22 protein-coding genes are annotated in these 21,268 nt (G+C 74.5%); 11 read left to right on the forward strand and 11 right to left on the reverse strand.

Features of this window, described 5'->3' with window-relative positions; genetic code table 11:
- Nucleotides 1-10 precede the first annotated feature (10 nt).
- From ACFCY1_RS06990 to ACFCY1_RS07010, 5 genes are all read right to left on the reverse strand, one after another.
- Nucleotides 11-649 carry a VC0807 family protein gene (locus ACFCY1_RS06990; RefSeq protein WP_049653406.1) on the reverse strand — a complete coding sequence of 213 codons (639 nt, stop codon included), beginning with the start codon at nucleotides 647-649 and terminating at the stop codon, nucleotides 11-13.
- The gene (locus ACFCY1_RS06995; protein ID WP_375873815.1) at nucleotides 646-1,308 is read right to left on the reverse strand and encodes a TetR/AcrR family transcriptional regulator; all 663 of its coding nucleotides are present in this window, start codon (nucleotides 1,306-1,308) and stop codon (nucleotides 646-648) included. The genes ACFCY1_RS06990 and ACFCY1_RS06995 overlap by 4 nt, the downstream gene beginning before the upstream one ends.
- 78 nt (nucleotides 1,309-1,386) lie before the next feature.
- The gene (locus ACFCY1_RS07000; protein ID WP_375873816.1) at nucleotides 1,387-2,160 is read right to left on the reverse strand and encodes a methyltransferase domain-containing protein; all 774 of its coding nucleotides are present in this window, start codon (nucleotides 2,158-2,160) and stop codon (nucleotides 1,387-1,389) included.
- Nucleotides 2,161-2,766: 606 nt separating this feature from the next.
- Nucleotides 2,767-3,213, reverse strand: a complete 447-nt coding sequence (locus ACFCY1_RS07005) for a tetratricopeptide repeat protein (RefSeq protein ID WP_375873817.1) — start codon at nucleotides 3,211-3,213, stop codon at nucleotides 2,767-2,769.
- A gap of 297 nt (nucleotides 3,214-3,510) precedes the next feature.
- Nucleotides 3,511-4,002, reverse strand: a complete 492-nt coding sequence (locus ACFCY1_RS07010; RefSeq protein WP_074004827.1) for a GNAT family N-acetyltransferase — start codon at nucleotides 4,000-4,002, stop codon at nucleotides 3,511-3,513.
- A 98-nt stretch (nucleotides 4,003-4,100) separates the two neighbouring features.
- Here ACFCY1_RS07010 and ACFCY1_RS07015 point away from each other — a divergent pair, with 98 nt between their 5' ends.
- Together ACFCY1_RS07015 and ACFCY1_RS07020 are read left to right on the forward strand one after the other, a co-directional pair.
- Nucleotides 4,101-5,030, forward strand: a complete 930-nt coding sequence (locus ACFCY1_RS07015) for a LysR family transcriptional regulator (protein ID WP_375873818.1) — start codon at nucleotides 4,101-4,103, stop codon at nucleotides 5,028-5,030.
- A 187-nt stretch (nucleotides 5,031-5,217) separates the two neighbouring features.
- On the forward strand, nucleotides 5,218-5,607 hold the full coding sequence (locus ACFCY1_RS07020; protein WP_375873819.1) for a DUF4259 domain-containing protein: 390 nt from the start codon (nucleotides 5,218-5,220) through the stop codon (nucleotides 5,605-5,607).
- A 93-nt stretch (nucleotides 5,608-5,700) separates the two neighbouring features.
- Here the strand turns inward: ACFCY1_RS07020 and ACFCY1_RS07025 are convergent, their stop codons facing one another.
- The 3 genes from ACFCY1_RS07025 to ACFCY1_RS07035 form a co-directional block, all read right to left on the reverse strand.
- Nucleotides 5,701-7,272, reverse strand: coding sequence for a SulP family inorganic anion transporter (locus ACFCY1_RS07025; RefSeq protein ID WP_375873820.1), 1,572 nt, complete (start codon nucleotides 7,270-7,272; stop codon nucleotides 5,701-5,703).
- Nucleotides 7,269-7,871 carry a carbonic anhydrase gene (locus ACFCY1_RS07030; protein WP_049653421.1) on the reverse strand — a complete coding sequence of 201 codons (603 nt, stop codon included), beginning with the start codon at nucleotides 7,869-7,871 and terminating at the stop codon, nucleotides 7,269-7,271. The genes ACFCY1_RS07025 and ACFCY1_RS07030 overlap by 4 nt, the downstream gene beginning before the upstream one ends.
- 199 nt (nucleotides 7,872-8,070) lie before the next feature.
- Nucleotides 8,071-8,433: a hypothetical protein gene (locus tag ACFCY1_RS07035; RefSeq protein ID WP_375873821.1), complete on the reverse strand. Its 363-nt coding sequence runs from the start codon at nucleotides 8,431-8,433 to the stop codon at nucleotides 8,071-8,073.
- A gap of 264 nt (nucleotides 8,434-8,697) precedes the next feature.
- On the opposite strand from ACFCY1_RS07035, the gene ACFCY1_RS07040 reads away from it, so the two are divergent.
- Nucleotides 8,698-9,459: a class I SAM-dependent methyltransferase gene (locus ACFCY1_RS07040; protein ID WP_375873822.1), complete on the forward strand. Its 762-nt coding sequence runs from the start codon at nucleotides 8,698-8,700 to the stop codon at nucleotides 9,457-9,459.
- Nucleotides 9,460-9,518: 59 nt separating this feature from the next.
- Here the strand turns inward: ACFCY1_RS07040 and ACFCY1_RS07045 are convergent, their stop codons facing one another.
- Nucleotides 9,519-11,120, reverse strand: coding sequence for an ABC-F family ATP-binding cassette domain-containing protein (locus tag ACFCY1_RS07045; RefSeq protein ID WP_181970914.1), 1,602 nt, complete (start codon nucleotides 11,118-11,120; stop codon nucleotides 9,519-9,521).
- A gap of 258 nt (nucleotides 11,121-11,378) precedes the next feature.
- Here ACFCY1_RS07045 and ACFCY1_RS07050 point away from each other — a divergent pair, with 258 nt between their 5' ends.
- Nucleotides 11,379-12,293 carry a RimK family alpha-L-glutamate ligase gene (locus ACFCY1_RS07050; RefSeq protein ID WP_375873823.1) on the forward strand — a complete coding sequence of 305 codons (915 nt, stop codon included), beginning with the start codon at nucleotides 11,379-11,381 and terminating at the stop codon, nucleotides 12,291-12,293.
- Nucleotides 12,294-12,401: 108 nt separating this feature from the next.
- On the opposite strand, the gene ACFCY1_RS07055 is transcribed toward ACFCY1_RS07050, so the two are convergent.
- Nucleotides 12,402-13,736: an NAD(P)/FAD-dependent oxidoreductase gene (locus tag ACFCY1_RS07055; RefSeq protein WP_375873824.1), complete on the reverse strand. Its 1,335-nt coding sequence runs from the start codon at nucleotides 13,734-13,736 to the stop codon at nucleotides 12,402-12,404.
- 473 nt (nucleotides 13,737-14,209) lie between these two features.
- Between ACFCY1_RS07055 and ACFCY1_RS07060 the strand changes: the two genes are divergently transcribed.
- The 5 genes from ACFCY1_RS07060 (at nucleotide 14,210) to ACFCY1_RS07080 (ending at nucleotide 18,856) form a co-directional block, all read left to right on the forward strand.
- Nucleotides 14,210-15,373, forward strand: coding sequence for a magnesium and cobalt transport protein CorA (locus ACFCY1_RS07060; RefSeq protein WP_049654602.1), 1,164 nt, complete (start codon nucleotides 14,210-14,212; stop codon nucleotides 15,371-15,373).
- 425 nt (nucleotides 15,374-15,798) lie between these two features.
- Nucleotides 15,799-16,659 carry an SDR family NAD(P)-dependent oxidoreductase gene (locus tag ACFCY1_RS07065; protein ID WP_375873825.1) on the forward strand — a complete coding sequence of 287 codons (861 nt, stop codon included), beginning with the start codon at nucleotides 15,799-15,801 and terminating at the stop codon, nucleotides 16,657-16,659.
- A gap of 336 nt (nucleotides 16,660-16,995) precedes the next feature.
- Complete coding sequence (locus ACFCY1_RS07070; protein ID WP_375873826.1) at nucleotides 16,996-18,000, forward strand: hypothetical protein; 1,005 nt, start codon at nucleotides 16,996-16,998, stop codon at nucleotides 17,998-18,000.
- A 3-nt stretch (nucleotides 18,001-18,003) separates the two neighbouring features.
- Nucleotides 18,004-18,561 carry a hypothetical protein gene (locus ACFCY1_RS07075; protein WP_375873827.1) on the forward strand — a complete coding sequence of 186 codons (558 nt, stop codon included), beginning with the start codon at nucleotides 18,004-18,006 and terminating at the stop codon, nucleotides 18,559-18,561.
- A gap of 133 nt (nucleotides 18,562-18,694) precedes the next feature.
- A complete protein-coding gene (locus ACFCY1_RS07080) occupies nucleotides 18,695-18,856 on the forward strand; it encodes a hypothetical protein (RefSeq protein WP_158077757.1) in 162 nt (53 codons plus the stop codon).
- Between the two features lie 19 nt (nucleotides 18,857-18,875).
- Here ACFCY1_RS07080 and ACFCY1_RS07085 read toward each other — a convergent pair whose 3' ends face one another.
- Entirely contained in the window at nucleotides 18,876-19,232 is a 357-nt protein-coding gene (locus ACFCY1_RS07085) for a hypothetical protein (RefSeq protein ID WP_375873828.1), read from the reverse strand.
- A gap of 123 nt (nucleotides 19,233-19,355) precedes the next feature.
- Here ACFCY1_RS07085 and ACFCY1_RS07090 point away from each other — a divergent pair, with 123 nt between their 5' ends.
- Nucleotides 19,356-19,952: a helix-turn-helix domain-containing protein gene (locus ACFCY1_RS07090; protein WP_049654612.1), complete on the forward strand. Its 597-nt coding sequence runs from the start codon at nucleotides 19,356-19,358 to the stop codon at nucleotides 19,950-19,952.
- Between the two features lie 62 nt (nucleotides 19,953-20,014).
- Nucleotides 20,015-21,028 (forward strand): signal peptidase I, encoded by a 1,014-nt coding sequence (lepB, locus tag ACFCY1_RS07095; protein WP_117493041.1) that lies wholly within the window; start codon nucleotides 20,015-20,017, stop codon nucleotides 21,026-21,028.
- Nucleotides 21,029-21,268: the final 240 nt, after the last annotated feature.

The following is a 21,268-nucleotide window of genomic DNA, read 5'->3' on the forward strand; positions in this document are numbered from 1 at the left end:
CCCGTTCCGGTCAGGCCCGCAGGCCGTGGCGCCTGGTGTACCGGAGGTGGAAGACGAGCAGCGGCGCGGCGATCACCGGCCAGCACAGGTTCATGGCCGCCGGGGCGGTGTCGATGGGAAGGAGGTACGCGAAGGCCAGTTGGGCAAGGGCGTTGAGCAGGCTGGCCGCGCCCCAGACCGCGGTGAGCACCCGGACGCCGTGACGGAACGCGGAGTCCTGCTCCCAGCGTCCCTCCCAGGCACGCAGCCCGTCCTCGCCCGCCTTGGCCTGCACGAAGGAGCGGAAGACCACCATCAGCGCCGGGCGCCCGTAGCCGACGGAGGCCAGCAGCCAGATCCCGAGGAGCCCGCCGAGCATGCCCGTCCAGGCCTCGCGGATCAGCAGGGTGCGGGCGTCCCCGGTGAGAATCGAGAGCACCAGACCGAGGGCGATCATGCTGAGGATCAGCAGGGCCAGGAAGTCGACGCGGCGGGTTCGGACCAGCCGTACCACCACGGTGACCGCAGGTACGGCGGCGGACCACAGCAGGGCCCACCACTGGTCCGCGCCTGCCGAGCGCAGCCCGTAGTAGACGGCGAGAGGAAGGACGAGATCGATCAGCAGGGGTAAGAGGAGGGCGGTTCGGCGCGGGGCGGCGTGGAGGGTCACTTCGTCTCCTCGGTCCCGGCCCCGGCCTCGGTCCCCGTCGCGAGGGCGAAGAGGGTGACCAGCTCGCGCCCGTAGGCGCGGACGTCGAAGTCGTCCCCGGCGGACAGGCGGTTGGCGGCCGCATCGATCGAGGCACGGATCGCCAGGGCCATCGCCTCGGGGTCGAACGGCCGGAAGTCACCGCTGAGCTGTCCGTCCCGCAGGTGTCGGACCAGCAGCGAGACGGGGGTGTCGAAGCCGGCGGAGCTGACCAGCGGGCTGCCGTCCTCCCGGCGGGCGTTGGCGAGGACGTCCACCAGCGCCCGTACCTCGACCGGGTGTTCCGCCAGGAACTCCAGGTTCGCCTCGATGTAGGCGGCCAGCTGTGCGGCGGGTGCGGACCGGGCATGGATGCGCGGCTGCATGAAGGCCTGCGCCGACTCCTGGACGGAGTCGACGAGGGCCTGGAAGAGGTCCTCCTTGTCCTGGAAGTGGTACGAGATCAGCCGCACGCTGGAGAGCTTCGCCCGCTTGGCGATCTGCGCGAACGAGGCCCGGGCGTAGCCGAGTTCGGCGACGGTCCCGATCGCGGCGGTGACGATCTGGGCGCGTCGGGCATCAGTGGTGACGCTCCGGCCGGAGGCGGGAGCGGCAGGAGAGGAGCCAGAATTTACTCGCATGAGTAAAAATTAACATGGATCGGCAAAAGTGAAGGCGCAAAAGGGCCCTGCCACGGCAGGCCGTTGCGTCCGCGCAGGTCAGGGCGTCCGGGCGATCAGGACGGGCTGGAAGAAGCCGGTGTCGGCGGGCTGCTCCCAGCGGATGCCGGCCAGGCCGGCCTCGGCGGCGAAGGCGCTCAGCTCGTCCTGGGTGAGCGCCCAGTACGTGGAGCGGCGGACTGCGACCCGCCACTCGTCGGCCTCGTCCGGCAGCAGCCGGAAGAGCTCCAGGTCGTACCGCTCGCCGTCCTCGTGCCACTGCCAGAGCTGGAAGAGGACCGACCGTCGGCCGCCGTGCTCGGCGGTCTGCGGCGGAGTGGAGGCGGGCCGGGTGCGGCGCAGCTCGTCGTACGGGCGGGTGGTGACCAGGAGCAGTCCGCCCGGGCGCAGAACCCGTCGCATCTCACCGAGCGCGGCGCGGACGTCCTCGGCCGTGAGCAGGTGGGGCAGCCCGTTGTCGGCGCAGACGACGACGTCGAACCGGCCGTCCGGGAAGGGGAGTTCCCGCATGTCGGCGGCGGCGGTGGGCAGCCGGAGGCCGCGCTCGGCGGCCTCTGCGGTGGCGCGGGCGGCGGCGACCGGGCTGAGGTCGGTGCCGGTGACGCGGTGGCCGAGGGCGGCCAGGCCGATCGCCTGGGTGCCGATACCGCAGGCGCAGTCCAGCACCTCGGCGGGGCCGTCGCCGAGAGCCGCGCGGACCACGGCGTCCAGCGCGGAGCCCTGACGGGCGAGCGAGGCGTTCCAGTCGGCGTAGAGGAGGTGGTAGTCGTCGGCGAAATCGTCGTAGAAGCGGCCGAGGGCGGACTGGCTCATGGTGTCAGGACCTCCAGGGGGCGTCGGCGGGAGCGGCAACGGTCCGCCGTGGCGCCATCATGGCGCGGCCGTACCGGCGGCGAGTACCCGTTTTCCGGGGCCGTCACGGAACCGCCGAGAGGCGGGGAGCGGGGAACGGGGGCCGCTGGACGGCCGGCCGATCCACCGGCAGGGACCCTGGACGTCCAGACCGGTGACGGCGACGTGCTCGCGGGCACCGGGCGGCTGGACGGGCGCCCGTCCGTGCTTGTCGCCACCGAGCCCTGGTCGCCCAACCCGGACCGCGCCACGTGGTTGCTGAACCCGCTGGGCGCGGGGGCTGCCGAGCATGCGTAGCGGGAGGGCGTTCAGCGTGCTGATGAGCTGACCGCGCAGCAGGAAGCGTCGGACCGTGAGCCGGTGGGGCCAGTCGACGCCGGGCCCACCGGGCCCGGGTGCCAGGCGAGATCGGGCGGCGGCCGGCCCAGGTCCGAGGAGCTGCCGACGGCGTCGACCCGGGCGCGTAGCGGCCGCAGCGGGGCTCGGACCGGGCTCGACGTCGTGGTACCTGCCCGGCCCCGGGCGGTCAGGGATGGGGTTCCGGGTGGCTCACCCGGTGGCAGGCGGTCAGGACGTGACGGCGCCCGGGCGGTTCAGGTCGGCCCGAGTCCTCAGGAACCCGAGGTACTTGGGGTCGTCCTCCTCGAAGATCTCGGGCCCGCCTCCCATGAAGGCCCTGATCAGCTCGTCCGCGGCGCGGTCGTGGTCGCCCAGCTCGAAGGCGGTCTGGCCCAACCGTAGGTGGACGTACGGATTGCCGAGTCCGTCGGGGCACTGGACCGCGTTGTGGAAGCACTTGTAGGCCCTGTCGTGGACGCCCAGTCGGAGGTGCACGTCTCCGATCGCGACGTAGATCCAGGTCGCGGCCGCCCATGCGCGGTGGTCGCCCGGCAGCAGCCGAAGGGCTTCGAGGTAGCGCTGCTTGGCATCGGCGAACTCTCCCAGTCCGACCAGCGCATCACCCTCCTGGCACAGGGCCCTGATCTCCGTACGAATCCCGTCGGGCAACTCCACGGTCGTCCCCCCGTCCTGAGGTGCTTCGCGCGCACCGGGCGCGTCACGTTCCTCGATGCTCCCGAACCCCGGGCCGTGATCGTACCGGTGGGCTGCCGGGCCGCTGCCACGGCCGCCGCTGCTACCGACGGGCCCGTCGCTGCCGAAGGGCCCGTTGCCGCCGACGACGGCACCGCTGGGTCACGAGTCACCGCCGTCACGACCGTGGTGACCACCGTCCATGCCGACCTCCTCCGTTCACGCGTCCGTCCGCACCGCAGGTGCAGGCGCGGGCGGTACGGACGGGCGGCACGGGCCTCAGCCCAGTTCCATCAGTATGTCGGCGCGGGCGTAGTAGTCGGCCACCGGGAGCCGGTCGCGGGTGATTCTGACGAACCCGGCGTCCTCGTAGAGGTGGACGGCGGGGGCCAGCCTGCTGTTGGTGCCGAGGAACAGCCTGGTCCCGCCGAGTTCGCGGGCCCGGTCGATCGCGGCGGCCACGAGCAGGCGGCCGATGCCACGCCCCTGCGCGTCGGGGTCCACGGCCATCTTCGCCAGCTCGAACACGGCGTCGGGGTGGGCCAGGAGCGCCACGCAGCCCACGACGGTTCCGCTGTCCGGCTCGCGGGCCAGGAGCACGTCGCCGCCCGGGTCGACGATGCGGCCGAACGGATCCCCGAGCACGGCCCGGTCCGCCTCCTCCAGGGTGAACAGTCGCGCGATCCATTCCTCGTTCAGCGTGCGGAACGCCTCGGCGTCGCTCGGCGAGGCGATCGAGGAGACCACGGGCGGGGTTGAGGCGTACGGCACGGGGCGGCTTCCTTCCCTGGATGGCACCACGTCAGCCTGCGGCCGCGCCCACCCAGGTGTCCAATACGTACGCCGGCCGCCATCCATAGGCTGGAGATATGGATCAGCGAATCGAGCTCCGGCACCTGCGGTACTTCCTGGCGCTGGCCGAGGAGTTGCACTTCGGCCGTGCCGCGCGGCTGCTGCACATCGCCCAGCCGGCCCTGTCCCAGCAGATCAGGCAGTTGGAGAGGATCGTCGGTGTCGAGCTGTTCCGGCGGACCTCCCGGAGTGTCCGCCTCACGGACGCCGGGGTGACGTTCCGGCCGCGGGCGAGGGACATCCTGGGCCGGCTGGCCGCCGATCTGGACGAGGCCGGCCGGGTCGGCCGCGGTGAGGCGGGCCGCCTGGACGTCGCCTTCATCACCTCCGCCACCGCGATCGTCAGTGAACGGCTCCGCGCCTTCTCGCTCCGCCGCCCGGACGTCCAGGTCAGGCTGCACGACGGCTTCACCGTCGACGTCCTGACAGCCCTGGAACGCGGCACGGCCGACATCGGGATCGTCCGGGACGCCGAGGAGCGCGACGACATCGACCTCGCCCTCCTGGCGACGGAACGGTTCGTCGCGGTCGTCCCCGCCGACCACCCCGCCGCGCGGGGGGAGCGGGTGCAACCGGCGGCGCTGGCCGCCGACCCCCTGATCCTCTTCCCGCGCTCGGCGGGGGCCCGCGCCTTCGACGTGAACACCCAGCCGATCCGGGACACCGGCAACGAGGTCCGGGTCGCGCAGGAGTGCTCGAACTGGCACACCATCACCATGCTGGTCGCCGCCGGCCTGGGTGTCACCATCGCCCCCCACAGCGTCACCACGTTGCTCCCCGAGGGCGCCCGGAGCCTCGAACTCGACGGGCCCTCCGCCGTGAGCCGGGTCTTCCTGGCCACCCGCCGAGGAGACGACCGCCCCCTCGTGCGGGCCTTCGTCGCGGTGTCCGAATCCGTGGCGGGCCGGGGTGAACGGTCGAACGACGGGGGAGCGTGGGCCCGTTGAGCGGTCCGGCTCCTCGGCCGCCGGAAGGCCCTGTCGGTGTCTCCGGAGCCGGAGCCGGAGCCGGAGCCGTCGCCCGAGCCCGAGCCGTCGCTTGAGCCGTCGCCGCGACCGGACGGCCGCCCGGCGGTGTCAGTGCCGCCTGCTTCGATGGCGGGGACAGACGGCGGCACCCTTCAGAGGAGACCTCGTGGGCACGTGGGGCAGTGGGAACTTCGAGAGCGACACGGCGCTGGACCACCTGTCGGTCCTCATCGACCGGCTCGTCACCGAGGTCGCCGAGGCGATGGCCGGCGATCCCGTCGAGCTCGAACCGGACGAGTACTGGGGCGTCGCCGTGCCGTGCAACCTGGAGCTGCTGCACGTCATGGCGCGGGCCGGCCACGGTGTCCACCAGCTGCCGGAAACCGACGTGATCACGGGCTGGAAGACGGCGTTCATGGCCGTCTGGGAGCGGACCGTCGACGACCTGGAACCCTCCCCGGGCTACAAGGACGAACGCCGGTCGGTACTCAACCGCACGTTCGACCAGCTGGCCGAGGTCACCGCCGGGGTCGGGGCGGAGGAGCCCGGACGGTAGCGGAACGCACGGCCGGCGCCGACGGGGACACCGCGGCGGGTGGGCGGGGTCGCTCCGAAGGGGCGCCCCGCCCACCCGCCGTCCGTCCGATCGTCAGGCGCTCATGACCAGTGGCGGTTTCAGCCGTACGTCGGTGCTGCCCCGTGCGGTGTGCTGGTCGGCCCAGGTGAGCAGGGCGCTGCGGCAGGCGTGGTCGAGGTGGCGCAGTTCGCTCCAGTCGAGGTCGACCGCGCGGTCCGTCGGCAGCGACTCCAGCGTGTCCAGCAGGCGGGGCAGCCGCAGGAAGGTGGCGTTGCCGCTCAGCCGGACCTGCAGCGGTCGACCGTCACCGTCGTCGGTGAGATCGATGTGCAACCGGGAGGTCTGCCAGGCGCTCTTGGCGACGGCGAGGGCCACCCCGAGCAGCACGCCCTCGAAGAGGTTGGTGACGACGATCGCGCCGGCGGTGGCGGTCAGCACCACGACCTCGCCGCGGTGTGCCCGCCACTGGTCCGCGCCCTGCCGCAGCGGGATCAGCTTGCCGCCGGCGTGGATGAGGACGCCGCCGAGGACGGCGAGCGGGATCAGTCCCAGGACGGCGGGCAGCAGTGCGGCGAACAGCAGCAGCCAGACACCGTGCAGGACGCGGGAGGTCCTGGTCCGGGCGCCGGCCTGGACGTTGGCGGCGCTGCGGACGATCACGGCGGTCATCGGCAGCGCGCCGAGCAGCCCGCACAGGGCGTTGCCGACGCCCTGGGAGGTGAGCTCCCGGTCGTAGTCGGTGCGGCGTCCGTCGTGCATCTGGTCGACCGCGGCGGCGCTGAACAGGCTCTCGGCGGAGGCGATGACGGCGAACGCGAGCACGGTGCCGAGGCCCGCCGCGCTCGCGACGGCCCCGAAGCCGTCCGCGGTCGGGACGGCGACGGCGCCGAGCAGGCCGTCCACGTCCACCCTGGGGACGTCCAGGTCGAACAGCGCGGTCGCACCGGCGGCGAGGGCGACCGCCGCCAGCGGGGCGGGCACCGCGCGGACGGGGCCGGGCAGCTTCTTCCAGCACATCAGCAGGGCCACCGTGGCGGCGGTCATGAGGACGGCGGTCATCGCGGCCCGGCCGGTCAGCCAGTCGCCGAGCAGCGCGGGGAGCCCGGCCACCTTGGCGGGGCCGGTGCCCGGCGCGGACCGGCCCGAGACGGCGTACAGCTGGCCGAGGATCAGGATGAGGCCGATCCCGGCGAGCATGCCGTGGACGACCGACAGGGAGATCGCGCGGAACCAGCGGCCCATCCGCAGCAGGCCCATCGTGACCTGGAGGACCCCGGCGGCGAGGACGAGGGGCCCCAGGGAGGCGAGCCCGAACTGCTGGACGGCGTCGTAGACGAGAACGGTCAGTCCGGCGGCCGGCCCGCTGACCTGGAGGCTGCTGCCGGGGAGCAGGCCGACGACCAGGCCGCCGACGATGCCGGTGATCAGGCCGCGTTCGGCCGGCACACCGGAGGCGACGGCGACGCCCACGCAGAGCGGGACGGCCACCAGGAAGACGACCAGCGAGGCGGGCAGGTCCTGGCGCCAGTGCGCGAAGGGGCCGCGCGGCGCGGACGCGGCGGAACCGTCGGAGCCGTCGGGAACCCGGTTGCGGCCACGGAGCCCGGAGCTGTCGGGGATGCGGTTGCGGTCGGGCGTGTTCACAGCGGCAGGAACCCCCGGTCCGAGCCGGCCAGGACGGTGCCGGTGTGCACCTCGTAGTACCAGCCGTGCAGGCGCAGGGTGCCCTCCGCCAGGCGGCGGGTCACGCCCGGGTAGGTGTGCAGTCGGTCGAGCTGGGCGAGCACGTTGCGCTGCACCGGCCCCGCGACGTCAGCCTCCTGGTCGTGGGCCGGAACGGGGGCGAGGTGGCGGGTCGGCGGAGCGGCGTGCTCGAGCCAGGTCCGCACGGCGGGGACGGGGGCCAGGTCCTCGGCCCGGACGAGGGCACCGATGGCCCCGCAGTGGGAGTGCCCGCAGACGATGATGTCGGGGACCCGGAGGATGTCGACGGCGTACTCGATGGTGGCCGCCTCACCGCTGGGGGCGGTGGTGTCGTAGGCGGGGACGATGTTCCCGGCGGTGCGCAGCTCGAACAGCTGCCCGGGGCGGGATCCGGTGATCAGGGCCGGAACCACGCGGGAGTCGGAGCAGGTGATGAACAGGGCTTCGGGGGCCTGCCCGGCCGAGAGCCGGCCGAGGTCGTGGCCGCTGGTGGCGAGCCGGTGCGGGAAGACGCGGGCGTGCGTCACGAGGGACTGCATGAGAGGTCTCCTTCTGCCCGCCCGGGTGGTGCCGGGCGGGGAGCTGCTGTCGTGGGGCAGCGGCGGGCTGACGCGGGTGCGGCGGAGCGGTGCGCCGGTCCGGGCCGCGGATCGCCGGCCGAGGGCATGGCGGGGCCGCGCGTGCCCGTACCGGGCGCGCGCCGGATCGCGTGCGGGGAGCGTCAGCTCGCGGGAGCTGTCAGCAGCGGAACACCTGGAGGCGCGCGAGCGCGGCCGGTCTCGACCCGTTCGCTTCCGGTACCGGCCCGGTGGGCACCGTGGCGGGTGTGGCCGCGACGCCGGTGCCGACGGGGGCGAGGAGGGCCGTGCGGACGGCCGTGCCGCCGCACGCGCGGTGGCGGGCCGCGGCCCGGCCGGTCAGGGCCTCCGCGGCGTGGTGGGCCTTGCAGGTCGGGTCCCCCTCGGCAGCCGCCGCGGGTTTCGGCAGCGGCTCGGCGGCGTACGCCTGGGCGCCGGTCGCGAGGACGGCGAACAGGGCCGAGACGAGGGCGGCGAGGAGAAGGGCGAGCCGCTTGCCGCGCGAGATGCGCCGTGCCGTCACCGCCGCCTCCCCTCGGGTCCGTTGCCGATCACCGTTGTCCCCCAGCGTACCGACGGTGTGTAACCACGACGTTAGCTCCGGGCTCCGCCGAGGTGAGATTTCCCCAACATCGCGTGAAGGTTCTGTCGGGGCCAATCGAGCCTCGTCCACAGGAATATGAGGATCCGTCATCAATTTTCGGAAGCCGCGGCCGATGCAGTGGCTGGCGGCGCCCGCCGAGGGAATCCGCTGGCCGGGCGGTGGACCCGCCGTCATGATGCGGACATGCGTACCTTCGAAGAGCTGATCGCCGAGGCGGAGTCCGTGTCCGTGGACGGCTGGGACTTCTCATGGCTGGAGGGCCGGGCGACCGAGGAGCGGCCCTCCTGGGGCTACCAGCGGCTGCTGGCCGGGCGGCTGGGCGCGGCGACGGCGGCGCTGGACGTCCAGACCGGCGGGGGCGAGGTGCTCGCGGGCGCCGTACGGCTGGGCGGGCGGCCGCCCGTGCTCGCGGCCACCGAGTCCTGGCCGCCCAACCTGGCCCGCGCCACGCGGCTGCTGCACCCGCTGGGCGCGGTGGTGGTCGCGGACCCGGACGAGCCGCCGCTGCCGTTCGCCGACGGGGCCTTCGACCTGGTCAGCAGCCGGCACCCGGTGCGGGCCTGGTGGACGGAGATCGCCCGGGTGCTGCGCCCCGGTGGCACGTACTTCGCCCAGCACGTCGGCCCGGCGTCGGTCTTCGAGCTGGTCGAGTACTTCCTCGGGCCGCAGCCGGAGGCACGGGAGGGCCGCCGCCCCGAGGTGGAGGGTGCCGAGGCGCGGGCGGCCGGGCTGGAGGTGGTGGACCTGCGGTCCGAGCGGCTGCGGACGGAGTTCCGGGACATCGGCGCGGTGGTGTACTTCCTGCGCAAGGTGGTCTGGATGGTCCCGGGCTTCACCGTCGAGGCCCACCGGGACCGGCTGCGCGAGCTGGACGGGCGGATCCGCGCCGACGGGCCGTTCGTCGCCCACTCGGCGCGCTTCCTGATCGAGGCGCGCAAGCCGTAGCCGGGCCGGGCCGGCCCGCCCGCCCGCCGGGAGGAAGCCCGGCGGGCGGGCACCGGCCCTCAGGACTGCGTGACCAGGTCCAGGTAGGTGTCGTGCCAGAGGTCCTCGTCGCCGTCCGGGAGGAGGAGCACGCGGTCCGGCCGGAGCGCCTCGATGGCGTCCGGGTCGTGGGTGACCATCACGATCGCGCCGGGGTAGCCGCCGACCGCGGCCAGGACCTCCGTGCGGGAGGCCGGGTCGAGGTTGTTGGTCGGCTCGTCGAGCAGCAGCACGTTGGCGCCGGAGTGCACCAGGGCGGCCAGGGCGAGCCGGGTCTTCTCGCCGCCGGACAGCACCCCGGCCGGCTTGTCGGCGTCGTCGCCGCGGAAGAGGAACGCACCGAGCACGTGCCGCAGTTCGCCGTCGGTCAGGCCGGGCGCGGCCGCGGCGAGGTTGTCGCGCACGCTGAGCGCCGGGTCGAGGGTGTCGTGCTCCTGGGCGAAGTAGCCGAGCCGCAGGCCGGTGCCGGGGACGACGCGGCCGGCGTCCGGGGCCTCCCGGCCGGCCAGGACGCGCAGCAGGGTGGTCTTGCCGGCTCCGTTCGGGCCGAGCACGACCAGCCGGCTGCCGCGGTCCACGGCGAGGTCCAGGCCGGTCAGCACCGGCCGGCCGCCGTAGGACTTGGCGAGGCTGATCGCGCCCAGCGGCATCCGGCCGCACGGGGCGGGCTCGGGCAGCCGGATCCGGGCGGTGCGCTCGGCCTGCCGGACGGGTTCGAGTTCGGCGAGCATCCGGTCGGCCCGGCGGGCCATGCTGCGGGCGGTGGTCGCGGTGGCGACGTTGGCCCGCATCCGGTCGGCCTGGGTGTGCAGGGCGGCGGCCTTGCGCTCGGCGTTGGCGCGCTCCCGGGTGCGGCGGCGCTCGTCGGCGGCGCGCTGGTTCAGGTAGGTCTGCCAGCCGGTGTTGTGGACGTCGATCGTGGCGCGCTGCGGGTCCAGGTGGAAGACCCGGTTGACGGTCTCCTCGAGCAGTCCGAGGTCGTGGCTGATCAGGACCAGTCCGCCGCGGTGGGTGGCGAGGAAGCCGCGCAGCCAGGCGACGGAGTCGGCGTCCAGGTGGTTGGTCGGCTCGTCCAGCAGCAGGGTGCCGTGGTCGGCGAACAGGATGCGGGCCAGTTCGACCCGGCGGCGCTGACCGCCGGAGAGCGTGCCGACGGGGGAGTCCATCACCCGGGTGGGCAGGCCGATCCCGGCCGCGATCCGGGCCGCCTCGGCCTCGGCGGCGTAGCCGCCCCGGGACTGGAACCCGGCCTCGGCCCGGACGTACGCGTCCATCGCCCGGCGCTCCTCGGCGGGCGACCCGGCCCGGGCCATCGCGGCCTCGGCGGCGCGCACGGCGCGGACGGCGGCGTCCAGGCCGCGGGCGGACAGGACGCGGTCGGTGACGGTGGCCGACGGGTCGGCGGCGCGGGAGTCCTGCGGGAGGTAGCCGACGGCCCCGGTCCGGGTGACCGTGCCGGCGGCGGGCGCGAGCTGCCCGGCCAGGGTGGCGAGCAGGGTGGTCTTGCCGGCGCCGTTGCGGCCGACCAGGCCGATCCGGTCGCCGGGGGCGATGTGCAGGGTGACGTCGGACAGCAGCAGGCGGGCGCCGACGCGCACGTCGACACCACGGGTGGTGATCATGGGATAACGCTCCGAAAAAGCTTGCGGACACACGGGTGGCGTGGAAGCGGGTCCGCGAGCTAGGAGATTCGGGGCGTAGACATGTCGGGCAGGCTAGCGGGCGGGCGGAGCGGGCGCATCCGAATTAACCGGGCGACGAAGCGGACGGCTCGGAGCGGGGCGGCACGGTTGCGGATACCCGGTTTCGGCCACCCCGCCGGGCCGATGGCGCACGAGGCCGCCTTGTCGTGGTCACGCCGTACTCGCTTGCATGTCCGCATGCCCCGACGCGATCTCGTACTCCTGACCGATCACAGCTCGACCGAAGGCAGTCGGCAGGTGCTCGCCGCCGCCGCCCGGACGCTGACCGGCCGGGAACCCGTACAGCTGGACGCCCGGCACTTCCTGACCGGCGGCAGCGGCCTGATCGAGGCCGACGACGCGGGCGGGTTCCGACTGGAGGCGGGCGGCCGGACGGTGACCGCCGAGACGGTGATCGTCTACGAGATCCCGCCGCACCGGCGCCGCGCGTTCGAGGACTTCCAGCGGCGGCTGCGCGGAGTCGGCGCCCGCTCGCTCGGCACCGACGCCCAGGCGTGGCGGGCGGCCACCGAGAAGGACCTCACCGTCGCCCGCTTCGTCCGGGACGGCGTGCCGCACATGCCCAGCATCGCGCTCCGCGAGCCGAGCCCGGAGGCCGCCGCCGAGGCCTTCGCGGAACTCGGCGGCGACGTCTGGGCCCGGCCCTGCGTCGGGATGGGCGGCGACGACGTCTTCCACGTCACGACCCGCGCCCAGCTGGACGCCGCCGCGCGGCACTACGCGCGGGCGCCCTGGCTGCTCGCCCGTGACGCCCGCAACATCCTCCCGGACGGGCGCCGCCACCAGTACCGGGTGGTGGTGCTGCACGGGCGCGTGGTCCGGGTGGTCGAGCACGTCCAGGTGGACCCGGACGCGCCCTGCAACGAGAGCCGGGGGGCCGTCTCCACCGTGCTCGACTACGCCGAACTGCCGGACGGGCTCGCGGAGTCGGCCGTCGCGGCGGCCGCCTCCCTGGGGCTCGACCTGGCCGGGGTGGACCTCGCGGCCGAGAGCGGCGGCGTGGTCTTCGAGGTCAACGTCCACCCCGCCTTCGGCCTGCGCGGCCTGGAGCAGGTGGCGCTGCCGTACGTCGCCGCGCACCTCGGGGCGTAGCGCGCCGGAGCGCTGCGCACCTCGGGATGCGGCGCTCCGGAGCGCCGCGCCGGCGCCGCGCCCCCTCACGCCCGGAGCGCCGCGCCGGCCCCTCGTTCCCGTGCCCCCTCAGGCCCGCAGGACCGCCGCGAGCACCGACGGCCGGAACAGCAGCGACGGCGGCGCCACCAGCGACATCACCTCGTGGAACGCCGCGGTGACCGCCGGGTCCCGGGTGCTGGCGGCCAGCACCTTGTCGAAGAACCGGTGCTGGAGCCCGACCAGGGCCCCGGCGGGCGCGCCGGCGGTGGCGCGGAAGCGGGCGTCCTCGGCGCAGGAGATCATCCACGGCACCGCGGAGGCCGCGGCGACGGCGCGCCGCGCGGCGCGGGCCGCGGCGTGCCCGATGCCGCCGTGCCGCTTCGCGGAGCGGCGCAGCTCCCGGGCGCAGAACAGGGCGACGGTGACGCCCTGCCCGTACACCGGGTTGAAGGTGCTCGCGGCGTCGCCGACCACCACCAGCCCGTCCGGTCCGCCGCGCTCGTAGTGCCGGCGCACGCCCGGGCCGGGGAGGAACCCCCGGACCTCGCCCGCCGGTTCGGCGCCCTGCAGCACCTCGTGCAGGAGGGGGTCGCGCAGCTGCCCCAGGTGCTCGGCGAACCCCTCCGGGCCGGCCGCCGGTTCGGCGCCGCGCATCCCGGCGAGGCTGACGATCCAGCGGTCGCCCTCGACCGGCAGCAGGACGCCCATCCGCTGCGCGTCCGGGGCCTTGGTCTGGAGGTAGACCGCCTGGTCGCCGAGGTCGGACCCGGCCGGGCGGTGGAAGATCCGGGAGGCGTACGCGACGCCCGCGTCCACCCGCTCCTCGGGTACCGGCGGGCAGCCCAGTTCGGCCAGCCACTTGGGCACCGAGGTCGAGCGGCCGGCCGCGTCCACCACCAACTCGGCCGGTATCTCCCGGACCTCGCCGCGCTCCGGTCCGCGCTCGCGGACCTTCACCCCGGTCACCGCCGTCGCCGAGCCGAGCAGCCCGACCACGTCCGTCCCCTCCAGGAACTCGATCGCGGGGTGGGCGCGGACCCGGTCCAGCACGAACGCGTCGAGCAGCGGCCGGGTGCAGGAGAGGAAGGCCATCTGCGCCGGATACTCGGCCAGCCACCCCGCGGAGCACAGCCACCTGACGTCCGAGGCGGCCACCCGCTGCGCGCCCGCGTCCATCAGCTGCTGCTTGATGCCGGGCATCATCTCGTCCAGCAGCCGGTGCCCGGCCTCCAGCACCAGGTGGGCGTGCCGGCCCTGCGGCACCCCGGCCCGGAACTCCGTCCCCGCCGGGTACCGGTCGCGCTCCACCACGACGATCCGCTCGGCGATCCCGCGCAGCGCCCAGGCGGCCGCCAGCCCCGCGAGTCCGCCGCCGACCACCACCGCAGTACCCCGCCCCGGGGCCTTCTTCGAAGAAGTCATGACACGTAGCGTAGTGGCGTGGTCGCCGATTCGTGACGGCTTCGCTGTGGACGAACAACCCTGCCCGGTGCGGCCGTTGAGAGGGCGCGGGGCCGGCGCCGGGCGCTCCGTGGAACACCGGTGCGGGCGGTGGACGCGTGCCCGGCCCGGGGCCCTGGTCGGAGGCCGGGGCGTACGGGTACTAGACTCGGCGGGGTTGTGCTGGCGCCCCTCCCGGTGCGTGAACGCGCGGAGCCGAGGAGGTGAGAGCCGTGGAGTGCAGTAGTACGGGTCGAAGTCGGCCCCGCCCCCGGTTGTCCCGCACCACTCGCAGCCCCCGGCACACCTCCTCCCGTACGGCTCCCGCGCGGCACTGACCTCGTCCTCCCGGCGAGGCGCCGCCGGTCGCGCCGTGCGCGTGGCGGCCGGCCGGGCGCCTCCGGTCCGCCGTGTTCCCGTACGGCGGCCGGGCATCCCCCGTGGAGGTCTCCGCCATGTCCGACTGGCGTGTGCGCGCCGTGCGCGCGAGCAAGCGTCCGTTCTCCCGTTCCGTCGTCCGGCCCTCGGACACCCAGCCGGCGCCCGAGCACTCGATGGACCCGCGCCCCGACCAGCCCGTCGAACCGGTGACGCTGGAGCGTTCCGTCGTGGACGCGGCGGTCTACCGCGACGGCCGCCGGATAGACGCGCCCACCGACCTCGCCGACATCTACCGCACGCTGCCCGACCGGCCCGGCACGATGGCCTGGATCGGCCTGTTCCGCCCCGCCGAGGCGCAGCTGCTGGAGGCCGCCGACCGGTTCGACCTGCACGAGCTGGCCGTCGAGGACGCCATCGTCGCCCACCAGCGGCCGAAGCTGGAGCGCTACGGCGACACCCTGTTCGTCGTGCTGCGCGCCGCCCGCTACCTGGACGAGGCGGAGGAGGTCGACTTCGGTGAGATCCACCTCTTCGTCGGCCCCGACTTCGTGCTCACCGTCCGGCACTCCCAGGCCCCGGACCTGTCGGCGGTGCGCCGCCGCCTGGAGGACGACCCGGAGCTGCTGGCGCTCGGCCCCGAGGCGGTGCTGTACGCGGTGCTGGACGCCGTGGTGGACGGCTACGCGCCGGTGATCGCCGGCCTCCAGCACGACATCGACGAGATCGAGACCGAGGTGTTCGGGGGCGATCCGCAGGTCTCCCGCCGCATCTACGAGCTGTCCCGCGAGGTGATCGAGTTCCAGCGGGCCACCCGCCCGCTGCTGGAGATCATGAAGAGCCTGGAGGCGGGCTTCGGCAAGTACGGCACCGACGAGGAGCTCCAGCGCTACCTGCGCGACGTCGCCGACCACGCCACCTACGCCGCCGAGCGGGTGGACGGCTTCCGGCAGATGCTCCAGAACATCCTGACCGTCAACGCGACGCTGGTCTCGCAGCGGCAGAACGAGGAGATGAAGCAGCTCGCCGAGGCGGGGCACGTGCAGAACGACGAGATCAAGAAGATCTCCTCCTGGGCGGCCATCCTCTTCGCGCCGACCCTGATCGGCACGGTGTACGGGATGAACTTCGAGACGATGCCGGAGCTCCAGTGGGCCTTCGGCTACCCGTTCGCGATCGGGTTGATGGCACTGGTGTGCACCGGGCTGTACCTGGTGTTCAAGAAGCGGAACTGGCTGTAGGCCGGAGCTCCGGGCGCCCCGGGCCCCAGGGGCGTGACCGCGCGGCGGGGCCGCGTCAGGGATTCGTCAGGGCGTCGGCGCGGCGCTTGCCCGGGTGGGGGAGCGTCGGTTGGATGAGGAGCATGAACCGCCCGGTACGCCATCACGACCGTCCGCCGCATAGGCGGCCGACGGTCCGCGCTGCCGTGGCCGTCATCGCCGTGCGCTGATCCGCGCCTCCCCGCCGGAGGGCACGGTGCGCGCCGTACCCCGTCCCGGCGCCGTCGCGGCGCGGGCGGGGGCGGGCGCGCGCGGGCCTCGTCCGGGGGGCCGTCGCGATCCGTAGAAGGCGCTCGGCGTTCCTCTTCTCCTCATTCCATCGGGCCAGTTGAGCCCGCACCCCGGTCCGGTCAGGGCCGGCGGTGCCACGCACCCTGGGAACGGTCATGTCCGACTCCGTCCTGTCCATCTCCGCCGTGTCCGAAATGTCCGGCGCCGCGTTGTCCGGCCGCACCGCCCTGGTCACCGGGGCCTCCTCCGGGATCGGCTGGGAGACCGCCCGGCTGCTCGCCGGGCTGGGCGCGACCGTGCTGGTGCACGCCAGGACCGCCGACGAGGCCGAGGCGGCCGTCGGGCGCCTGGTCGCCGCAGGTGCCCGGCGGGACCAACTCGTCGAACTGGCTGCCGACTTCACCCACCTCGCGGAGATCGCGGTGCTGGCCGGCACGGTCGTCAAGCACTACCCGGCGCTGGACCTGCTGGTGAACAACGCCGCGGCGATGGCTCCCGAGCGCTGCACCCTCACCGAGGACGGCAACGAGGTCTCGCTCCAGGTCAACTTCCTGGCCGCGCACCTGCTGGCGCGGCTGCTGCGGGCGCCGCTCTCGGCGGCCGGCGACGCCCGGATCGTCAACGTCTCCTCCTCGCTGCACCGCACCGCCTCGATGAACTGGGCGGACCCGCACCGGACGAAGCGGTACTCGCGGGTCGCCGCGTACGCCCAGTCGCAGCTCGCGCTCACCATGGCGACCGCCGAGATGGCGCCGGCCGGCTCCGGCATCACCGCCGTCAGCCTCAACCCGGGCCAGTGCGCCACCGCGCTGCTGCCGCTGTACGGGCGTACGGGCGCGCCGGCCGCGGAGGGGGCGGCGGCCGTGGTCCGGCTCTGCCTGCCGGGCGTCGCGGTCGCCAACGGCGCCTACTACGAGGGCGGTTCGGTCGCGCAGACGGCGCTGGTCGCCCAGGAGGAGCGTTCGTTGAAGCGGCTGGCGAGGCTCGCCGACCAGTTGGTCGGCCGGGCGGCCTGAACCGGGCCGACCCGACGTCCACGAGGAGGACCGCCGTGTCCGAGCGCGCCCGTAAGAAGAGGGCCCGTCGGAAGAAGACGGCGAACCGCGGCGGCAGGGCCGGCCAGGGCTGAGCCGCCCGGCCCTCGCCGGAGGGTGACGGCTGCCGGGCGCCGGGAGGGCGCGCCAAGAGCGCGTCAAGAACGGTGCCCGGCGGCGTCAAGGAGGTGTCAGGGAGCACCTCGTCGCCGGTGACGCGGCACTAGCGTCGCGCGGCGGAAGTGGAGAAACGGTTCTGTGCTTTGGTTCCGGCCGGGGCGTCGGCAGACCGTGCGACGGGGGAAGGGACGGGTGGTCATGACGACCTCCATGGAGCACCGGGCGAGCGCCCCGCGGGAGGACGACCCTGCCGAGGAGGGTCGCGCCGGGGAAGGCCGGGGCCGGGAGGAACGGGCCGAGGAGGGCCGCGCCGGGAAGGCGCCGGGCGCCCCGGCCCGCCTGGGCCGGGCCGTCCGCAGGACGGGCAGCCGGGCCTACTGGACCACCCCGCGCCTGGTCCGCGGCCTCACCGCACTGAGCCTGGCCGCCCTGCTCGCCCTCGGCGCCACCGCCACCGCCGTGCTCGGCGGAGCCCGCGACGGCACCGACACCATCGGCCACCGGGCCGCCCCGCAGGCCACCCGCGCCGCCGACCTCTACTTCGCGCTCAGCGACATGGACGCCCAGGCCGCCAACCTGCTGCTGGTCGGCGCCGACCCCGACTACACCGCGCTGCGCCGGCAGACCCTGGACGCCTACGAGCAGCGCCGCGCCCAGGCCGACGACGACCTCCAGCAGGCCGCCCAGGCCGCCGCCGGCGATCCGGCCGGGCAGCGCGCCGTCCAGCTGGTGCTCGGCCGACTGGGCGGCTACGAGGCCCTGGTGGCCCAGGCCCGGCTGCTGGAGGAGCAGGCCAAGGCACCGGCCGGACAGCCCTCCCCGGCCGCCCTGGACACCTACCGGCAGGCCACCGACCTGCTGCGCCAACAGCTGCTGCCCGCCGCCGACCAGGTCACCGCCGCCAACGAGGCCACCGTCGAGCAGGTGTACTCCGGGCAGCGCCGGGCGCTCGGCGCTGGCTGGTGGTGGCTGCTCGCCGTCGGCCTGCTCGCGCTGGCCGCGCTGCTGGGCCTCCAGCGCGCCCTCGCCGTGCGCTACCGGCGGGTCCTCAGCCCGGCGTTGGCCGCCGTCACCGTGCTGACCGGCGTGGCGCTGGTGACCGCGCTCGCCCTGGCGGGCCGTGCGGACGACCGCCTGGTGACGGCGAAGAGCAACGCCTACGACTCGGTGATCGCGCTCAGCCGGGCCCGCGCCGTGGCGTAAGACATGAACGCCGACGAGAGCCGCTACCTCACCGACCCGAGCCGCGCCGCCGCCTACGAGCAGGGCTTCCTCGACAAGGCGCAGGTGATCGTCCGCCTCGACGGGGCGGCACTGCCGGACTACGGCGCCCGGCTGGCCGACGCCGCCGCCCGGCACCGCGCGGACCGTACGGTGGTCCCCTTCGGCGGCTACCTGGGGAGCGAGCTGCACAACATCACCTTCGCGGGCGAGCAGGACGCCGCTGAGCGGGTGCTGGACGCCTTCCAGCAGTACCAGCGGACCGACCGCGGGATCCGCGAGCTGCGCGACGCCGGGAGGCTGAAGGAGGCGGTCACGCTCAACACCGGGCTGTCGAAGGGTCAGTCCGACTACGACTTCGGGCAGTTGGGCACCGCGATCGGGGACACCATCGCGATCAACGCGGGTGCGATGGACCGGGCGGTCGCCGCGACCGACGACGACCTCGACGGCACCACGGCGGCGCTGGCCGGCGGGGTGCTGGTGTTGGCGCTCGGCCTCACCGCGTTCGGGGTGCGGGCCAGGCTGCGCGAGTACCGGTAGCGGGCCGCGCTTCCCGCCCCCGTTGCTCACCGTTGCTCACTTCTCGGTGACAACTCGGCCTCGGTCCAAGGACGTTCGGTGCCGCCGCGGGGCCGGCGGGGGAGTCTCCCCGGCGACGGGGGAGGAGGCCCGGATGCGGGCGATCGCGGGGATGATGACGGCGGCCGTGGCGGCCGGGCTGCTGTTGGGCGGGGCGGTGGGCCTGGTGCTGTTCGTCGTCACGGACTGGTCCGAGCCGATCGTGCGGTCGCTGTACGAGCAGGGGCCGTTCTTCTGGTTCCTCGGCACGCCGTAGCTGTTCGGACCCGTGGGCCTCAGCCGGGCAGCAGCCGCTGGTACTCGGCCTCCGGGTCCAGCTGGCGCCGGTACTCGACGTGCAGCCGGACGGTGCCGTCCGCTCCGGCCAGGCGGTCGAGCGGGCCCTGCCAGGCCGGCAGCGGGCGGGGCCGCGGCCACTGCTGGGCGAGGACGGCCAGCGGGGTGCCGTCGGCGGCGCGCACCACCCAGGTGGCGAGGCCGCCGCCGATCAGCGGGAGCCGGGGCCGGGGGAGCCCGAGGGCGGTGAGCGCCGCCGGGGCGTCCAGGTCGTCGGGGAGCGTGGCGGTCCCGGCGTGCGGGGCGTCGGCGTCGTCGCCGGCCGCGACGCTGTCCCGGGTGAGGTGGATGCGCATGACGCGAGGATAGGCGTCGGGGCCGTGGACGCGCCCGGGGGCGTGACCCGCAGGGGTGGCGGAGGGGTCCTCACCCGTGTGCCGGATTGACAAGGGTCCTTGCCGTACCGGCAAATGGCAGGCATGGCCGACGAAGAGTTCGAGAACGTCCTCACCACGGTGGGCCCGCGGCTGCGGGCGCTGCGCAGGGAGCGCGGCACCACGCTCGCCAAACTGGCGGCCGCCACCGGCATTTCGCTCAGCACGCTGTCCCGGCTGGAGTCCGGGCAGCGCAAGCCGACGCTGGAGCTGCTGCTGCCGCTGGCCCGGGAGTACCGGGTGCCGCTGGACGAACTGGTCGGTGCCCCGGCCACCGGAGACCCGCGGATCCACCCGCGCCCGGTGACCAGGAACGGCCAGACCATCGTCCCGCTCACCCGCCACCTGGGAGGCCTGCACGCCTACAAGCACATCGTGCCGCCCGGCCGGAACGCCGGGCCGGACCTGGAGCTGAAGGTCCACGAGGGGTACGAGTGGCTGTACGTGCTGTCCGGGCGGCTGCGGCTGGTGCTCGGCACCCACGACCTGGTGCTGGCGGCCGGTGAGGCCGCCGAGTTCGACACCCGCACCCCGCACGCCTTCGGCAACGCGGGCCCGCAGCCGGTGGAGTTCCTCAGCCTGTTCGGTCCGCAGGGCGAGCGCATCCACGTCAGGGCGCGCCCGGGAACCTCTGTTCGGTAGGTTCGTTCCTGACAGGGGGTCTTCCTACCGGCTCCCGCCAGGCCGTCGGAGGGGCCGAGGAAATGACTGTGCAGCAGAGCGCGGAGTCCGGCGAGAGCGGCGGAGCCGCGGAGCGCGAGGGGGCCGGGGACGGCCGGGCGGGGGCGGAGGCGGGTACGGGCACCGCGGTGGCGGAGGGGGCGGACGCGGTGAACGCGGGCGCCGACGCTCCCGGGAAGGCCGACGAGGAGGCCGAGCGCCCCCGGAAGAAGCGCCCGTTCTGGCAGGAGCTGCCGATCCTGCTGGTGATCGCGCTGCTGCTCTCGCTCGGCATCAAGACCTTCTTCGTGCAGGCCTTCTCCATCCCCTCCGGCTCGATGGAGCAGACCCTCGCGATCGGCGACCGGGTGCTGGTCGACAAGTTCACCCCGTGGTTCGGCGCCAAGCCCGAGCGCGGCGAGGTGGTGGTGTTCCGCGATCCGGGCGGCTGGCTGGAGGGCACGCCGGCGAGCTCCGGCGACTCCGTCATGGGCAGTGTCCAGAAGGTGCTCAGCACCGTCGGCCTGATGCCCTCGGCGGACGAGAAGGACCTGATCAAGCGGGTGATCGCGGTCGGCGGGGACACCGTCGACTGCGAGGCGGGCGCGCCGCTGAGGGTGAACGGCGTCGCGCTGGACGAGCCGTACCTGTTCCCCGGTGCGACGCCCTGCGACAACGACCCGGTGGGCACCGTCACCGTGCCCAAGGGCAAGCTGTGGGTGATGGGCGACCACCGCAACAACTCGCGGGACTCCCGCTGGCACCACAACGAGACCGGCGACGGCTTCGTGCCGGTGGACAACGTGGTCGGCCGGGCCTTCGTGGTCGCCTGGCCGCTGTCGGACTGGTCCACCCTGCCCGTCCCGGACACCTTCGACAAGGTGCCGGCCGGGGCGGCGGGCGCGGCCGGCGCGCCGTTCGAGGCGCCGCCGGCGCCGGAGGCCGCCGCGCTGGCCGGGATCGTGCCGCTGGCCCTGTGGCAGCGGCGGCGGTCGGCGCGCAAGTCGTCGGCGCGCACGCCGTCGGTGCAGGAGCCCTCGATGCGGAAGGACCGCTGAGGCCGGCTCGCCCCGGCACCCCGACCCGGCCGGTCCTCCGGCCGGGTCGATCGTCTTCGACGGAACTCCTCCCGCTGACCTCTACACGCCTGTAGAGTTCAGGAGGTGAGCTGCACCCCGGCCGTGGGGGGGCCCCCCCCCGGGGGGGGGGGGGGGGGGGGGGGGGGGGGGGGGGGGGGCCCGGGGGGGGGGGGGGGTTTTAAACAAAAACAAACCACCACAAAAGCCCCCCGCGCGGTT

This window comes from Kitasatospora sp. NPDC056273, from assembly GCF_042268845.1.
Lineage (GTDB): Bacteria > Actinomycetota > Actinomycetes > Streptomycetales > Streptomycetaceae > Kitasatospora.

Coding starts and splice junctions, on each gene's coding strand:
- ACFCY1_RS07030 (WP_049653421.1), bottom strand. CDS start 7,871: ATGCAGTCCCTCGTGACGCACGCCCGCGTCTTCCCGCACCGGCTCGCC.
- ACFCY1_RS07080 (WP_158077757.1), top strand. CDS start 18,695: ATGCGGGCGATCGCGGGGATGATGACGGCGGCCGTGGCGGCCGGGCTG.
- ACFCY1_RS07085 (WP_375873828.1), bottom strand. CDS start 19,232: ATGCGCATCCACCTCACCCGGGACAGCGTCGCGGCCGGCGACGACGCC.
- ACFCY1_RS07075 (WP_375873827.1), top strand. CDS start 18,004: ATGAACGCCGACGAGAGCCGCTACCTCACCGACCCGAGCCGCGCCGCC.
- ACFCY1_RS07060 (WP_049654602.1), top strand. CDS start 14,210: ATGTCCGACTGGCGTGTGCGCGCCGTGCGCGCGAGCAAGCGTCCGTTC.
- ACFCY1_RS07070 (WP_375873826.1), top strand. CDS start 16,996: ATGACGACCTCCATGGAGCACCGGGCGAGCGCCCCGCGGGAGGACGAC.
- ACFCY1_RS07000 (WP_375873816.1), bottom strand. CDS start 2,160: ATGAGCCAGTCCGCCCTCGGCCGCTTCTACGACGATTTCGCCGACGAC.
- ACFCY1_RS06995 (WP_375873815.1), bottom strand. CDS start 1,308: ATGCGAGTAAATTCTGGCTCCTCTCCTGCCGCTCCCGCCTCCGGCCGG.
- ACFCY1_RS07050 (WP_375873823.1), top strand. CDS start 11,379: ATGCCCCGACGCGATCTCGTACTCCTGACCGATCACAGCTCGACCGAA.
- ACFCY1_RS07065 (WP_375873825.1), top strand. CDS start 15,799: ATGTCCGACTCCGTCCTGTCCATCTCCGCCGTGTCCGAAATGTCCGGC.
- ACFCY1_RS07090 (WP_049654612.1), top strand. CDS start 19,356: ATGGCCGACGAAGAGTTCGAGAACGTCCTCACCACGGTGGGCCCGCGG.
- ACFCY1_RS07015 (WP_375873818.1), top strand. CDS start 4,101: ATGGATCAGCGAATCGAGCTCCGGCACCTGCGGTACTTCCTGGCGCTG.
- lepB (WP_117493041.1), top strand. CDS start 20,015: ATGACTGTGCAGCAGAGCGCGGAGTCCGGCGAGAGCGGCGGAGCCGCG.
- ACFCY1_RS07055 (WP_375873824.1), bottom strand. CDS start 13,736: ATGACTTCTTCGAAGAAGGCCCCGGGGCGGGGTACTGCGGTGGTGGTC.
- ACFCY1_RS07045 (WP_181970914.1), bottom strand. CDS start 11,120: ATGATCACCACCCGTGGTGTCGACGTGCGCGTCGGCGCCCGCCTGCTG.
- ACFCY1_RS07040 (WP_375873822.1), top strand. CDS start 8,698: ATGCGTACCTTCGAAGAGCTGATCGCCGAGGCGGAGTCCGTGTCCGTG.